Below are 13,756 nucleotides of genomic sequence, written 5' to 3'. Positions count from 1 at the left end.
CGTCCGACGCCCCCCCCCTGGCGGATGTTTAGGCTCTCTTGTGCCGGAAAGTTTCTTGTTGTCCGGGGTTGGCAAAGTCGTGCCGGCTTGTTATGGTGATGGCGTTTTCAACGAATTGAACGAGCCCATACAGCATCATGAACTTCCTGCACAACGCCAAGCATCACCATCATCATCATCTCTAGTCTTTCAGAATGATTTTCTGGAAGACCTTGCGCTTGGCGGCTTCCAGCAGGACAGAATATATGACCCCCGGAAGCATCGCTTTCGGGGGTTTTTCGTTTTCAGGATCAACATCACCAACAAGGAACACAGCTTATGACTTTGGATAACACCCGTCTTCGTATCGCGATTCAGAAATCCGGTCGTCTCAGCAAGGAATGCCAGAAGCTGCTGAAAGGCTGCGGCGTCAAGCTCAACATTCGTGAGCAGCGACTGATCGCCCATGCCGAAAACATGCCCATCGATCTGCTGCTGGTACGGGACGACGACATTCCCGGCCTGGTGATGGACGGCGTGGTCGATCTGGGCGTGGTCGGTGAAAACGTGCTGGAAGAAACCCTGATGGAGCGCCAGGCCACCGGTGAAACCGCCGAGTACAACGAGCTCAAGCGCCTGGACTTTGGCGGTTGCCGGCTGTCGCTGGCGGTGGCCGACGACTTTGACTACCAGGGCCCGCAAAGCCTGGAAGGCAAGCGCATCGCCACTTCCTACCCCTGGCTGCTGAAGCGCTTTATGGACAAGCAGGGCGTGAAGTTCAAGAGCGTGATGCTGAACGGCTCGGTGGAAGTGGCCCCCCGCGCCGGCGTGGCCGATGCCATCTGTGACCTGGTGTCCACCGGTGCCACCCTGGAAGCCAACGGCCTGGTCGAAACCGATGTGATTTTCCGCTCAAAGGCGGTACTGATCCAGAACGGCACGCCCCTGGCCGCCGGCAAGCAACAGATCATCGACAAGCTGCTGCCCCGCATTCAGGGTCTGCAACAGGCGCGGGAAAGCAAATACATCATGCTGCACGCGCCCAAGGACAAGCTGGAAGACGTGATCAACCTGCTGCCCGGCGCCGAGCGCCCCACCATCATGCAGCTGGCCGGCGACAGCAACCAGGTGGCCATTCACATGGTGAGCAGCGAAGACATGTTCTGGGAAACCATGGAAGGCCTCAAGGCCCTGGGCGCCTCTTCCATTCTGGTGCTGCCCATTGAGAAAATGATGGAGTAAGCCATGAAAACCCTGGACTGGAATCAACTGAGCGCGGCCGAGCAGGCCGCTGCCCTGCGCCGGCCCGCCCTGGAGCAGAGTGGCCGCGAGGCCCAGGTGGCCGACATTATCACCAAGGTCCGTGACGGTGGCGACGCCGCCCTGCTGGAACTCACCCGCACCCTGGATAAAGCCGAGCGCGACAGCCTGCAACTGACCGAAGCGGAAATCGCCGTCGCCGGCGAGCGGGTCAGTGACGAGCTGAAGGCCGCCATTGAGCTGGCCATCACTAACATCGAGACCTTTCACCGTGCCCAGCTGCCCGAGGCCGTGATCCAGGACACCGCGCCCGGCGTACGCTGCGAGCTGCACTTTCAGCCCATCACCAATGTGGGTCTGTACGTGCCCGGCGGCAGCGCGCCCCTGGTGTCTACCGTGATGATGCTGGCCATTCCGGCGCGCCTTGCCGGTTGCGAGCGGGTGGTGCTGTGTTCACCGCCCCCCATCAACGATGCCATTGTTTATACCGCCCAGCGCTGCGGTGTAGACGCCATCTATACGCTTGGTGGCGCTCAGGCGGTGGCGGCCATGGCCTACGGCAGCGAGACCGTGACCAAGGTCGACAAGATTTTCGGCCCGGGTAATGCCTGGGTGACCGAGGCCAAGCAGCAGGTGTCTTCCGATGTGAACGGCGCCGCTATCGACATGCCCGCCGGGCCGTCCGAGGTGCTGGTGATTGCCGACGAATTTGCCGACGCCGACTTTATTGCCTCGGACTTGTTGTCACAGGCCGAGCACGGTCCCGACTCCCAGGTGATCCTGGTGACCCCGAGCACGGACTTTGCCGACAGGGTGGACGAGGCCCTCGAGCGCCAGCTGGCCGAGCTGTCGCGGGCCGATATTGCCCGCCAGGCCCTGAGTGAAAGCCGCACCTTTATCTGCGACAACCTGGAGCAGGCGGCGATCATTTCCAATGCCTACGCGCCCGAACACCTGATCGTGCAGACCGAAAACCCCCGCGCCCTGCTGCCGAAACTGAAAAACGCCGGCTCTATCTTTCTCGGCGCCTGGACCCCGGAGTCGGTGGGCGACTACGCCAGTGGTACCAACCACACCCTGCCCACCTATGGTTATGCTCGGACCTATTCCAGCCTGGGGCTGGCCGACTACCAGCGCCGCTATACCGTGCAGGAACTGAGCCCGCAGGGGCTGCGCGCCATTGGCCCGGCAGTGGAGCTGCTGGCCGCCACCGAAACCCTGGATGCCCACAAAAACGCCGTGACCCTGCGCCTGGCGAAACTGGAGAAGCAAGCATGAGCCTGACTAAACTGGCCCGGGCCAGAGTGCAGCAACTGACTCCCTATCAGTCCGCCCGCCGCATTGGCGGCCAGGGTCACATCTGGCTGAACGCCAACGAGGCCGCCGACAGCGGCCAGTTCAATCTGGACTGCGCCCGCCTCAACCGCTACCCCGAGTGCCAGCCGCCTCAGGTGATTGAGCGCTATGCCGCCTATGCCGGTGTGGATGCCGAGCGGGTACTGGTGAGCCGGGGCGGTGACGAGGGCATTGAGCTGCTGATCCGTACCTTTTGCGAGCCGGGCACCGACAGCGTGCTGATCTGCCCGCCCACCTATGGCATGTATGCCATCAGCGCCGAAACCAATGGTGTGAACGTGGTGGAAGTGCCCCTGACCGACAGCCGCCAGCCGGACTTTGACGCCATCATTGAACGCCTCGAAGAGGTCAAGATTGTCTTCCTCTGCTCCCCCAACAACCCCACCGGGGATCTGGTGGACAGAGACGGCCTGGTGCGCTTGCTGAACGCCGCCAAGGGCCGTGCCCTGGTGGTGGTGGACGAGGCCTACATCGAGTTTTGCCCCGAACACAGCCAGGTGGATCTGCTGACCGACTTTGACGAGCTGGTGATCATTCGCACCCTGTCCAAGGCCTTTGGTCTGGCGGGCATTCGCTGCGGCTTTACTCTGGCCAGCCCGGAAGTGATTGGCCTGCTGCTGAAGGTCATTGCCCCCTACCCGGTGGCCGAGCCGGTGGCCCAGATTGCCGCTCAGGCCCTGAGCGATCAGGGCCTGGTGCTGATGCGCAGCCGAGTGGACGAAATCAACCGGCTCAAGACCGAGCTGGCCGAGGAGCTTTCGCAGCATGCCCAGGTACAGGACGTGTACGCCCCCAACGGCAACTACCTGCTGGTGCGCTTTACCCCCGGCAGTGAAATGTTTGCCCGAATGAGTCGGGCCGGTATCATATTGCGCGACTTTGCAAGCAAGCCCGGCCTGGCCGACTGCATTCGCATTACTATCGGCAGCCGTGCCGAAATGGACGCGGTACTCGACGTACTGCAAAAGGAGCAATAAGTGTCTAAGGAACGCATTCTTTTTATTGACCGTGATGGCACCATGGTGGAAGAGCCGCCGGTCGACAAGCAGCTGGACCGTCTCGACAAGCTGGCGTTTTTGCCCAACGTGATCCCTGCCCTGCTGACCCTGCAAAACGCCGGTTACCGGCTGGTGATGGTTACCAACCAGGACGGCCTGGGCACCGACAGCTTCCCCCAGGAAGACTTTGACGCCCCCCACAACCTGATGATGCAGATCCTCACCTCGCAGGGCGTGCGCTTTGATGACGTGCTGATCTGCCCCCACTTTCAGCACGATGACTGCGCCTGCCGCAAGCCGCGTCTGGGCCTGGTAAAAGACTATCTGCAGCAGGGCAAAATCGACTTTACCGACTCCTGGGTCATTGGCGATCGCCACACCGACATGCAGCTGGCCGAGAACATGGGTCTGCCCGGCCTGCACTACGGCCACAACGATCTGGGCTGGAACGAGATTGTAGCCCGGCTCACCAGCCGCGGCCGCACCGCCGAAGTGACCCGCACCACCAAGGAAACCGACATTCACGTGGGGCTGGATCTCGATCAGAGCGGCGGTAGCCAGATCAGCACCGGCCTGCACTTTTTTGATCACATGCTGGATCAGATCGCCACCCACGGCGGTTTTCGCCTCAACGTAAAAGTGGACGGCGATCTGCACATTGACGATCACCACACGGTGGAAGACACCGCCCTGGCCCTGGGTGAGGCCCTGCGCAAGGCACTGGGCAACAAGCGTGGCATTGGCCGTTTTGGTTTTGTGCTGCCCATGGACGAGTGTGAAGCGGCAGTGACCCTGGATCTCTCGGGCCGCCCCTACATGAAGTTTGAAGGCGAGTTCAAGCAGCCCAAGGCCGGCGATCTCACCGTGGAAATGGTGCCGCACTTCTTCCGTAGCTTGAGCGACAGCCTGGCCGCCAACATTCACCTCAAGGTGACCGGCGACAACACCCACCACATGGTGGAAAGCGTGTTCAAGAGCTTTGGCCGCGCCCTGCGCCAGGCCATTCGGGTGGAAGGTAACGAGCTGCCGTCGAGCAAGGGGGTATTGTGAAGGTCGTTATTATCGATACCGGCTGCGCCAACCTGTCTTCCGTGCGCTACGCCATTAAGCGCCTGGGCTATGAGGTGACCGTGAGCCGCGACCCGGAAGTGGTGCTGGCCGCCGACAAGCTGCTGCTGCCCGGCGTGGGTACCGCCAAAGAGGCGATGAAAAACCTGCGTGAGCGCGGCCTGATTGAGCTGATTGATCAGCTGCAACAGCCGGTGCTGGGCATTTGCCTCGGCATGCAGATGCTGGTGAACCACTCCGACGAAGGCGATATGGATTGCCTGGGCAAGGTGAACGCCGACTGTGTGCACCTGGAAGGCGGCGACGGCGTGCGCCTGCCCCACATGGGCTGGAACCAGATCACCCCCATGCCGGGCCACCCGCTGTTCAAGGACATTCCCGAAGGCAGCTTCTTCTATTTTGTGCACTCCTACGCGGTGCCGGTGGGCGAATACACCCTGGCCACCAGCCAGCACGGCCAGAGCTTCAGTGCCGCCATTGGCCAGGAAAACTTCTTTGGCGTGCAATTTCACCCGGAGCGCTCCGGTGCCGCCGGCGCTCAACTGCTGAAAAACTTTCTGGAGCTGTAATGATTATTCCCGCCATAGACCTTATCGGTGGCAAGGTAGTGCGTCTGTATCAGGGCGATTACCAGCAAAAAACCGAATACACCGCCTCCCCCCAGGAGCGGTTCGATCTGTACGTGGCCGAGGGGGCCACCCAGCTGCACCTGGTGGATCTGGACGGTGCCAAAAACAGCAGCGAACGCCAGCTCACCGTGATCAAAAGCCTGATTGAAAACACCCCAGTGCCGGTGCAGATCGGCGGCGGCATTCGCACCGAGCAGGACGTAAAAGACCTGCTCGACATTGGTGCTCAGCGGGTGGTGATTGGCTCCACCGCGGTGAAAAACCCGGAAATGGTGGCCGGCTGGATCAAGCACTACGGCCCCGACCGCATTGTGCTGGCGCTGGACATCAACATTACCGCCGACGGCGAGAAGAAAATCGCCATCGCCGGCTGGCAGGAAGACAGCGGCATCACCATTGAATCGCTGCTGGAACACTACCTGCCCGCGGGCCTCTGCCATGTGCTGTGCACCGACATCTCCAAGGACGGCACCCTCACCGGCTCCAACGTGGCGCTCTATCGTGAGCTGGCCGCCCGCTACCCCACCATTTTGTGGCAGGCCTCCGGCGGCATCGGCAACATCGACGACATTGAGGCGCTCAAGGGCACCGGCGTGGCCGGCGTGATCCTGGGCCGCTCGCTGCTGGAAGGTAAATTCACCGTCAAGGAGGCCATCGCATGCTGGCAAGACGCATAATCCCCTGCCTGGACGTGAAAGACGGCCAGGTAGTCAAAGGCGTGAAGTTCCGTAACCACGAGATCATCGGCGATATCGTCCCCCTGGCCGAGCGCTATGCCGCCGAGGGCGCCGACGAGCTGGTGTTTTATGACATCACCGCCTCCAGCCAGGATCGGGTGGTCGACAAGAGCTGGGTGAGCCGGGTGGCGGAAGTGATCGACATTCCCTTCTGCGTGGCCGGCGGTATCAAGTCGGTGGAAGACGCGGCCCGCATTCTGGAATTCGGCGCCGACAAGATTTCCATCAACTCACCGGCCCTGGCCAACCCGGCCCTCATCACCGAGCTGGCCGACACCTTTGGCGTGCAGTGCATCGTGGTGGGCATCGACTCCTACTTTGATGAGGCCACCGGCCAGTATCAGGTGCACCAGTTCACCGGCGACGAAAGCCGTACCCAGGTCACCCGCTGGAACACCTTTGACTGGGTGCAGGAAGTGCAGCAACGGGGCGCCGGCGAAATCGTGCTCAACGTGATGAACCAGGACGGCGTGCGCCAGGGTTATGACATTGAGCAGCTGCTGCGGGTGCGCGCCATCTGCAACGTGCCGCTGATCGCCTCCGGCGGCGCCGGCGAAATGGTGCACTTTCGCGACGCCTTCCAGGAAGCCGACGTGGACGGCGCCCTGGCGGCCTCGGTGTTTCACAAGGGTATCATCAACATGGGTGAGCTCAAGCAGTATCTCAAACAGGAAGGAGTCGTGATCCGTGATTGATGCAAGCAAGCTGGACTGGGACAAGGTAGACGGCCTGATGCCGGTGATTGTGCAGGACGGCCAGTCCGGCCGGGTGCTGATGCTGGGCTACATGAACCATGAGGCCTTGACCAAAACCCAGGAAACCGGTCATGTTACCTTTTTCAGCCGCACCAAAAACCGACTGTGGACCAAGGGCGAAAGCTCCGGCCATGTGCTGAAGCTGAAAGACATTTGCACCGACTGCGACAACGACACCCTGCTGGTGCAGGCCGAGCCGGTGGGTCCCACCTGCCACCTGGGCACCGTGTCCTGCTTTAACGAGCAGCAGGCCCCGGCGCTGACCTTTTTCGCCGAGCTGGAACAGGTGATTGCCAGCCGCAAGGGTGCCGATCCGGAGTCCAGCTACACCGCCAGCCTGTATGCCAGAGGCACCAAGCGCATTGCGCAAAAGGTTGGTGAAGAAGGTGTGGAGACCGCATTGGCCGCCACCGTGCATGACAAGGACGAGCTGGTGAACGAATCTGCCGATCTGCTCTACCACCTCACCGTGCTGCTGCAACAGGAAGGCCTGGAGCTGGCCGACGTGATGGCCAAGCTCAAGGAGCGCCACAGCAAGTAACTAAATCTGGAGCGCGGGCTGCCAGCCCGCAAATTGCCGCAACGCGGCAACCTCCACCCATTCCCACGCTCCGCGTGGGAATGCATACCCAAACTCCCCCGCCGCTTAAACCATCGCAAGTCGCCTGCAGGAGCGTGTAACTTCGTCGCACAAAGAGCCACTCCAGCGACACGCCGTGAATCCATCCGTGGAGGCTCCGCTGCGCCATCCTTGGCGCAGAGGGTCGCTGGCGCGGACCCTTTGCCCTCCTCCATAAGCTCATGCGCATCTGGCTGAAGTGCATACTGCTAACAAAAACAACCCCAATCACTGGAGCGCGGGCTGCCAGCCCGCAAATTGCCGCAACGCGGCAACCTGTCACTCAAAACAATTTCGCCCCACCATTTTTTATGTAAAATAAAACCCTTTAACCCTGCAAAACCCGGCTCATCCGAAAATACGCCACCCCATGTTTGTAAAACCGCTCCCCGTCCACCGCAAAGCCAAATTGTTCATAAAACGCAATGGCCGATGCTCGGGCATCAAACCAGAACAGCTTCACACCCTGTGCACGCAAATGCGCAATCAAAAACTCAAGCACCGTAGAGCCAACTCCCTGCCCCTGACAGGCGGTTCTGGTGGCAAACTTGCGTAACCGCGCCCTGTCACCCTTAAAAAACACCGAGGCCACACAGACCACCTCGCCGTTTTTCCGCACGCCAAAGTGCTCACCGGCATCGTCATTCGCCACACGGCAAAACGCCATCGACTCGTTCGGCCACAGCACTTCATGGCGCACCGGCAACACCTCTTCAACGGTTAAGGTTTCAACCTGCATCGTCAGCCAGCCATTTGTACATCACAAAGGTATCCACATAACCGAACCGGGCGTGCCGGTACGCTTTGGGCACCCGGCCGATAATCTCAAAGCCGAGCTTTTGCCACAGCCGTACAGCCACCTCGTTAGTGGAAACCACACTGTTAAACTGCATGGCCTCAAAGCCGAGCGCCAGCGCCTGCTGCTGGGAATGCTCACACAGTGCGCGGGCAATGCCCTTGCCTCTTGCCTGTTCGGACACCATATAACCGCAGTTGCACACATGGCTGCCTGGCCCGGCGGCATTGGCCTTGATGTAATAAGAGCCCAGTACCTCACCCTGCTCCACATACACAAAGGTGTTCAGCGGCAACTCGCACCACAGCCGATACGCCTGTTCCGGCGTCATATTCTGGTCAAAGGCATAGGTCTCCTGAGCCTGAATAACCCGAGAGAACACAGGCCAGAAGGCGTCAAACTCCAGGCGAGTAATGGGCTTAATCATGGGAAGCCAACACATAATCAATGGCCGCACACACCGCCGCCACCTGGGCGGCATTGTAACACCGCAGATTTTTCTTATGCTCGAAATTCAAACTCTTAATACTCCGCCATTTTTAAAACATACTCACCCGCTTCGTTTTCACCTGCATACAAATTATCTTTATATTCAAAGGTTGCTGGGTTGGCATCTGTTACTCTGTGCTCGCTCCAATACACGTGACTGGCATCTTTTGAAAAACGATTCGAGATGACAGTAAAGGTTTTTGGATCTGCACCTGAAATAACAGTACCATAATAAAACACCTGATCATCTATGCGGACAAATGCCTTGTCATTCTCATCCAGAACGATAACATCCTCAGGATTAATGCCAGCCAGCTTTTCAGCTCTGGAATAAACTTCATTGTTATAGACATAATAATCGTTGGTAATATCTGTAACATCGTCACTGGGAACCAGTATCACAGTGGTCGCGTTCAGGTGTAGTGCTCTCCACTTCCATAATTTTTGCAGATCATCAGCTTCAGAGCGCGCTACTTCCAATGGTTTTTTGTTTTCAACAATATAGCCATTATAATAAACATTACTCTTATCCTTTGAAACGGCATTATTCAGCACCTTGAAGCTGGCAGGATCACTGTCAGGAATGGGCGTATTAAAGTAATAAGCCTGATTTTTATCTTTTCTGTAATAAGGCGAGATAACAGTAAAACCCTCGGGCACCATGCCTTCAACAAAGTCACCATTAGAGTAAACATGGAGTGCATCTTTGGCGTATTCGTCATCAATAATGTTAAAACTGCTGGCGTCATGACTGATCACTTTTCCGAGATACAACACCTGTTCACCATGCCTGATGTAGCGGTCGTTGGCCCTGGAAATAGCTGCAGGTTTTGTTGTAAGCGGAGTTTTATTATCAATGTAGTGATACAGATAATCCTTATCCATGGAGTAGGAACCATGAAGGTAAAGGAAAGATTCCGCGTCAGCGCCTGCAATGACCTCACCGTAGCAAAAGACCTTTTCATTACTGATAAGGTAACCCGTATCGACAGCTTTTTTATCAAATCCAAGTGCAACAGACGTTACTGATCCAGGGCTGACACCTGCAACAGGCTCACCGTTGTAATAGATGTTGTTGCTATCTTTGGCGTAGAACTTGTCTATTACCGTAAACGTATCAGGATCCGCTCCTGCTACTTCTGTGCCTCCAACCTGAAAAAAGTTACCATCCAGCACATAAATGACTTTTCCATCCTGCTTGTAATACTGATTACTCAGCTTGCTGTTATAAGCAGTAGCGTTATATGAACCAGGGCTGCTCACATAAGAAGAGAAAGCAAACACCACCAAACAATAAGCAGCAACCAATATCAATAACGAAATACCTATCCATGCAAACACTTTCATCGTTATCCCGTAGATTTTAATTTTACTCATGATAACATGTTTTCAAATGACACCAGCGAAAGACTGGTGAATTAACAGGCAGGGGCTATTTTTTAACCTTGTCGGCTGTGCTCAACAGCAGCCGGCGATAATTGATTTTTGATGGAGGCAGTATATGGCAATGGAAGACGAAAACTCCCCTGCGCTGCGCGCCGGGGTAGACTTTCGGGGCACCCCAAACGCGACTCAGCCAGTGCTTGAGCACATAAAACCGGGCAAAAAGCGCGCTCCGTTTTTGCGCTACATTCGCATCAACCTGCCGCGCACCACCCGTCTGCTGCTTATCGCGGTCATTGCCGTTATCGGCGGGGCTTCCGCGTCTGTTGCGTTATCCAACCATGAGCCCTTTCTGTTCGCGACCCAGGCGTTGTGGAGTGTGTTCGGGGCTGCAGCCCTGTTCGTTGCCGTGGGTTTAATGACCTCTGCCCGCATCTGGACCTGGGGCTTGCTCATCGCACTGCTTTCACTGCTGATCTACCTTGGCGGCCTGCTGGGCAATGCGCCCTACGTCTGGAACGGGGCCAGTGTTGTTTCCGCCGCCATCTGGAACCTCACGCTGCTGGCCTCCCTGGCATACATGGTGCTTTTTGGGGCACTGCGCTATGGCATGATCGTCGCCGCTCCCGACAACCAACACTTTTTAGACTGACAAGGCTTTATCAATGGATCTCGGATTTCCGTGGTGGCTTCGTGTGGAGCACTTCCTCAACATCATCTTTATTTCGTTTCTTGTTCGCTCGGGCCTGGAGATTCTGGGTACCTACCCCAAGCTTTACCGCTCCCAGCACACTGTGCCTGGCTCATCCTGGGCCAAGTTTACGGTTCAGCAAGAGCCCAAGCACAAATACTACACGGTGGGCGGCGAAGACAGTGACTACTCTCCCCGTATTTCCCTCCCCGGGCATCGCCTGCTGGGTTTGGGGCGTTACTGGCACTTTATGACCGTTACCGGCTTTGTTAGCTGCTGGGTCATTTACTTTGTATTACTGCTGGTTACTGGTCAGTGGCGGCGCTATGTGCCCACCAGCTGGGACACCTTTGCTCAGGCGGGCCACGATATGCTGGCCTACCTTGCCTTCACCATGCCCCACCCCGCCGATGGCATGGTGTTTAATGCCCTGCAGCAACTCTCTTACGGTTTTGTGGTATTAATACTCACGCCTTTGGTCATTCTGACCGGCGCCTTTCAGTCTCCGGCCATTGCCAACCATTTTTCACGCATTACCCGACTGCTTGGTGGCCGCCAGGTGATCCGCAGCACGCACTTTCTGTGCCTGGTTGGCTATGTCGCCTTCTTTGCCGTCCACCTGCCCCTGGTCTTTCTTCACGGCTACCTGCACGAAACCTCAAAAATGGTGTTGGGCCACTCCAACAACCCGGTTTTAGGCGGCGTCATTTTCACCCTCGGCCTCGCTCTCGTTATTGCTCTGCATGTGGTTGCCACGCGCTGGACCCTGGCGGACGGCCGTGCCGTTGAGAAGTTGCATAACCGGATTGTACGGCCATGGTCGAATCTGCTGTACAAACTGCCCGCGCGCATGCATTACGACCGCTCCAATATCACAGGCAAAGACGTGGGGCTTGATAACGCCACCCACAACTTCCGTGGCAGCGGACGGCCACCAGAAACCCCCGAGTACCTGGCACTGATGGCCAACTGCTTTGAGGACGACTACGTACTTGAGATTGGGGGTTACGTTGAACGCCCGATGACGCTGACCCTTGCAGAGCTGCGCGAGCTTGCCGCGGGCCACTCACAAACCACCCTGCACCACTGTGTGCAGGGCTTCAGCTCGATTGGGCGTTGGCGCGGCATTACCGTGTCGGACCTGTTGGATCTGGTTCGGCCCCTGCCCGGCGCGACCGACGTGGTGTACACCAGCTTTCAGAACATGGGCCGCGATGATGCCCTGTATGAGGGGGGAACCTACTACGAGTCCACCCCCATGGTTGAAGCGCGCATGCCCCAGACAATGATTGCCTTTGAGCTTAATGACGAAGGCGAGATCCCGGCCAAAAATGGCGCGCCGGTGCGGCTGCGCCTGGAAACCTCAACCGGATTTCGCAGCCTGAAGTGGCTGGAACGTATTGAGGTGGTTAACCGCTACGACATTATCCTTGAAGGCCGCGGTGGCTACTTTGAGGACACCGACTTCTTCGACCGCAACCAGTTGATCTGACCGTTCGCGAAAAGAAAAGGAAGCTGTTTTATGACCCTGAAAAAAACACGGCCACGTACCCAGGCCGAGCTGGATGCTTACATGGCCGCGCGACCCAGACCGGTGCGCAACACCTTTGAAGGTATGTATCCGCTGCATGAGGATATTGAGCTGTCGGACGAACAGGTGCGAATAGTGCAGGACTACCTGCAGGAGGTGAACTTTCATCTGCCCGGCGCCGCGCCTCATGAGTTTCTCGTGGTGCGCTGGGCCCGCTACACCGGATTTCAGTTTATGCAGGAAGACCTGGAAGCCTATGCCATTGGCCTGAGATGCACCCATCCCGGCATGGAAGATCAGCACACCTTTATTCGTATGTCCTGGGGCCAGCTGATGGGTGACCCCGAGGCGGTTCGCCTGCCGGTGAACGAACCCGTGCTGGCAAGCGACATGATGACCCTCGCCCGCTATCGCGATACCCGCACCGGCCCCTCAAAAACCGGCGTTAACGCCTATGGTGATGCCCCTGTACCAGGCACCGACTTCGACCTGAAACTGCTGAACGGCGCACTGGATGACGTGATAGCGCAGCACCAGACCGGCAAAGGGCGTGAAATCAACTCATGGTGGAACCCTGCCCTTAACTGGGGAGTGGCACTGGCAGGCCGCTATCCGCGACTGAAGTACTTCGAGTTCAAGGGTCGCCTCGATGAAAAGACCCTGACCGCTTTGCACGCCTTTGAAGCACGGGCAGCCAGCGCGGAAGCAGCGTTGCAGGCACTCGGCCTGGCCTCGCCTGCATCCGTAGCCGAGTCTGCGCTTAAACAGGTGGAGAAAGCGGAAAACGGGACCTTTTCCCGCAAACATCGTATTCGCAACCCACAGCCGCTCACACAAGCAGAGCGTGACAGCTAGCGTCCGCGAGCAGGAGGTGTTTTACCATTGAACACCTCTCTTTATAACTGTGCTGACGACCATAGGCATTGCATCTGCCGCCGGAATAATAGAAAATTTCTTTATTCAAGGCACAATACGTTGGCCCGCTATTGTAAGCCGGCTTGGATCATCTATCTGCGTTATCGCGGGGTGTCCGTTAAAGCGGGTGAGATCCAGCGTCCACTTAAGCAATTTGTTAGCATTATTTATATACGACCAACTATCTTTCTTAGCTCATGAACTACGCTTTCATTTTCATGACGCTTTTCAGAAATATACTTTTTAGCAGATATAATTAATTGTTCTCTTGTTGGTATTACACCTACGTACTCGCTTTGTGGATTCCAACGACCTTTTATAAAGTTACAGGTTCTGCAACAAATAACATAATTACTAATTTCATCTAAACCACCACTACTTGATGGAACCAAATGATCTGTTTGCCATTCTTTGTAATTATCAACAGAGGCAAGTAAATCTTTACCACAATATTGGCATCTAAAATCTGCCGCTAACCCCATACTAGCGTCGGGTTCTCCCCATAATCCAGTAGCTAAAAGTTGTTCCACTATATCATCAGGTTTCATAC

Annotated in this window: 15 protein-coding genes and 1 other annotated feature; of the genes, 11 read left to right on the top strand and 4 right to left on the bottom strand. The window is 57.1% G+C overall.

Annotated features, from left to right (window positions below):
- Positions 1 to 160 precede the first annotated feature (160 nt).
- Positions 161 to 283: a sequence feature (His leader region), on the top strand.
- Between the two features lie 41 nt (positions 284 to 324).
- The 8 genes from hisG to hisIE are packed head-to-tail and all read left to right on the top strand — an operon-like array spanning position 325 to position 7,323.
- The gene (gene hisG / locus Q9290_RS06200; RefSeq protein ID WP_306078897.1) at positions 325 to 1,221 is read left to right on the top strand and encodes an ATP phosphoribosyltransferase; all 897 of its coding nucleotides are present in this window, start codon (positions 325 to 327) and stop codon (positions 1,219 to 1,221) included.
- Positions 1,222 to 1,224: 3 nt separating this feature from the next.
- Positions 1,225 to 2,517, top strand: a complete 1,293-nt coding sequence (hisD, locus tag Q9290_RS06195; RefSeq protein ID WP_306078775.1) for a histidinol dehydrogenase — start codon at positions 1,225 to 1,227, stop codon at positions 2,515 to 2,517.
- Positions 2,514 to 3,572 (top strand): histidinol-phosphate transaminase, encoded by a 1,059-nt coding sequence (hisC, locus tag Q9290_RS06190; RefSeq protein WP_306078774.1) that lies wholly within the window; start codon positions 2,514 to 2,516, stop codon positions 3,570 to 3,572. Before hisD ends, hisC begins: the two co-directional genes overlap by 4 nt.
- Positions 3,573 to 4,643 (top strand): bifunctional histidinol-phosphatase/imidazoleglycerol-phosphate dehydratase HisB, encoded by a 1,071-nt coding sequence (gene hisB, locus Q9290_RS06185; protein ID WP_306078773.1) that lies wholly within the window; start codon positions 3,573 to 3,575, stop codon positions 4,641 to 4,643.
- The gene (gene hisH / locus Q9290_RS06180) at positions 4,640 to 5,230 is read left to right on the top strand and encodes an imidazole glycerol phosphate synthase subunit HisH (RefSeq protein ID WP_306078772.1); all 591 of its coding nucleotides are present in this window, start codon (positions 4,640 to 4,642) and stop codon (positions 5,228 to 5,230) included. The genes hisB and hisH overlap by 4 nt, the downstream gene beginning before the upstream one ends.
- Positions 5,230 to 5,967 (top strand): 1-(5-phosphoribosyl)-5-[(5-phosphoribosylamino)methylideneamino]imidazole-4-carboxamide isomerase, encoded by a 738-nt coding sequence (gene hisA, locus Q9290_RS06175; protein ID WP_306078771.1) that lies wholly within the window; start codon positions 5,230 to 5,232, stop codon positions 5,965 to 5,967. The genes hisH and hisA overlap by 1 nt, the downstream gene beginning before the upstream one ends.
- On the top strand, positions 5,949 to 6,722 hold the full coding sequence (gene hisF / locus Q9290_RS06170) for an imidazole glycerol phosphate synthase subunit HisF (RefSeq protein WP_306078770.1): 774 nt from the start codon (positions 5,949 to 5,951) through the stop codon (positions 6,720 to 6,722). The genes hisA and hisF overlap by 19 nt, the downstream gene beginning before the upstream one ends.
- Positions 6,715 to 7,323 (top strand): bifunctional phosphoribosyl-AMP cyclohydrolase/phosphoribosyl-ATP diphosphatase HisIE, encoded by a 609-nt coding sequence (gene hisIE / locus Q9290_RS06165; protein ID WP_306078769.1) that lies wholly within the window; start codon positions 6,715 to 6,717, stop codon positions 7,321 to 7,323. Before hisF ends, hisIE begins: the two co-directional genes overlap by 8 nt.
- Positions 7,324 to 7,729: 406 nt before the next feature.
- On the opposite strand, the gene Q9290_RS06160 is transcribed toward hisIE, so the two are convergent.
- From Q9290_RS06160 to Q9290_RS06150, 3 genes are all read right to left on the bottom strand, one after another.
- Positions 7,730 to 8,140: a GNAT family N-acetyltransferase gene (locus Q9290_RS06160; protein ID WP_306078768.1), complete on the bottom strand. Its 411-nt coding sequence runs from the start codon at positions 8,138 to 8,140 to the stop codon at positions 7,730 to 7,732.
- On the bottom strand, positions 8,130 to 8,624 hold the full coding sequence (locus Q9290_RS06155) for a GNAT family N-acetyltransferase (protein ID WP_306078767.1): 495 nt from the start codon (positions 8,622 to 8,624) through the stop codon (positions 8,130 to 8,132). The genes Q9290_RS06160 and Q9290_RS06155 overlap by 11 nt, the downstream gene beginning before the upstream one ends.
- 95 nt (positions 8,625 to 8,719) lie before the next feature.
- Entirely contained in the window at positions 8,720 to 10,063 is a 1,344-nt protein-coding gene (locus Q9290_RS06150) for a DKNYY domain-containing protein (RefSeq protein WP_306078766.1), read from the bottom strand.
- 124 nt (positions 10,064 to 10,187) lie between these two features.
- On the opposite strand from Q9290_RS06150, the gene Q9290_RS06145 reads away from it, so the two are divergent.
- Genes Q9290_RS06145 through Q9290_RS06135 form a run of 3 tightly spaced genes read left to right on the top strand, consistent with a single transcriptional unit; the run spans position 10,188 to position 13,146 of the window.
- Positions 10,188 to 10,721, top strand: a complete 534-nt coding sequence (locus Q9290_RS06145) for a hypothetical protein (RefSeq protein ID WP_306078765.1) — start codon at positions 10,188 to 10,190, stop codon at positions 10,719 to 10,721.
- Between the two features lie 13 nt (positions 10,722 to 10,734).
- The gene (locus tag Q9290_RS06140) at positions 10,735 to 12,252 is read left to right on the top strand and encodes a molybdopterin-dependent oxidoreductase (RefSeq protein WP_306078764.1); all 1,518 of its coding nucleotides are present in this window, start codon (positions 10,735 to 10,737) and stop codon (positions 12,250 to 12,252) included.
- A gap of 30 nt (positions 12,253 to 12,282) precedes the next feature.
- Positions 12,283 to 13,146 (top strand): hypothetical protein, encoded by an 864-nt coding sequence (locus Q9290_RS06135; RefSeq protein ID WP_306078763.1) that lies wholly within the window; start codon positions 12,283 to 12,285, stop codon positions 13,144 to 13,146.
- 227 nt (positions 13,147 to 13,373) lie between these two features.
- On the opposite strand, the gene Q9290_RS06130 is transcribed toward Q9290_RS06135, so the two are convergent.
- Entirely contained in the window at positions 13,374 to 13,754 is a 381-nt protein-coding gene (locus Q9290_RS06130) for an HNH endonuclease (RefSeq protein WP_306078762.1), read from the bottom strand.
- Positions 13,755 to 13,756 lie beyond the last annotated feature (2 nt).

It is taken from the genome of Oceanimonas aquatica (assembly GCF_030732065.1).
Classification (GTDB): domain Bacteria; phylum Pseudomonadota; class Gammaproteobacteria; order Enterobacterales; family Aeromonadaceae; genus Oceanimonas.
This window is presented reverse-complemented; position numbering and strand designations above follow the sequence as displayed.

Excerpts from the sequence above, each read along its gene's own strand:
- hisD (WP_306078775.1), top strand. The coding sequence starts at position 1,225 with ATGAAAACCCTGGACTGGAATCAACTGAGCGCGGCCGAGCAGGCCGCT.
- hisC (WP_306078774.1), top strand. The coding sequence starts at position 2,514 with ATGAGCCTGACTAAACTGGCCCGGGCCAGAGTGCAGCAACTGACTCCC.
- hisA (WP_306078771.1), top strand. The coding sequence starts at position 5,230 with ATGATTATTCCCGCCATAGACCTTATCGGTGGCAAGGTAGTGCGTCTG.
- hisF (WP_306078770.1), top strand. The coding sequence starts at position 5,949 with ATGCTGGCAAGACGCATAATCCCCTGCCTGGACGTGAAAGACGGCCAG.
- Q9290_RS06160 (WP_306078768.1), bottom strand. The coding sequence starts at position 8,140 with ATGCAGGTTGAAACCTTAACCGTTGAAGAGGTGTTGCCGGTGCGCCAT.
- Q9290_RS06155 (WP_306078767.1), bottom strand. The coding sequence starts at position 8,624 with ATGATTAAGCCCATTACTCGCCTGGAGTTTGACGCCTTCTGGCCTGTG.
- Q9290_RS06150 (WP_306078766.1), bottom strand. The coding sequence starts at position 10,063 with ATGAGTAAAATTAAAATCTACGGGATAACGATGAAAGTGTTTGCATGG.
- Q9290_RS06145 (WP_306078765.1), top strand. The coding sequence starts at position 10,188 with ATGGCAATGGAAGACGAAAACTCCCCTGCGCTGCGCGCCGGGGTAGAC.
- Q9290_RS06140 (WP_306078764.1), top strand. The coding sequence starts at position 10,735 with ATGGATCTCGGATTTCCGTGGTGGCTTCGTGTGGAGCACTTCCTCAAC.
- Q9290_RS06135 (WP_306078763.1), top strand. The coding sequence starts at position 12,283 with ATGACCCTGAAAAAAACACGGCCACGTACCCAGGCCGAGCTGGATGCT.
- Q9290_RS06130 (WP_306078762.1), bottom strand. The coding sequence starts at position 13,754 with ATGAAACCTGATGATATAGTGGAACAACTTTTAGCTACTGGATTATGG.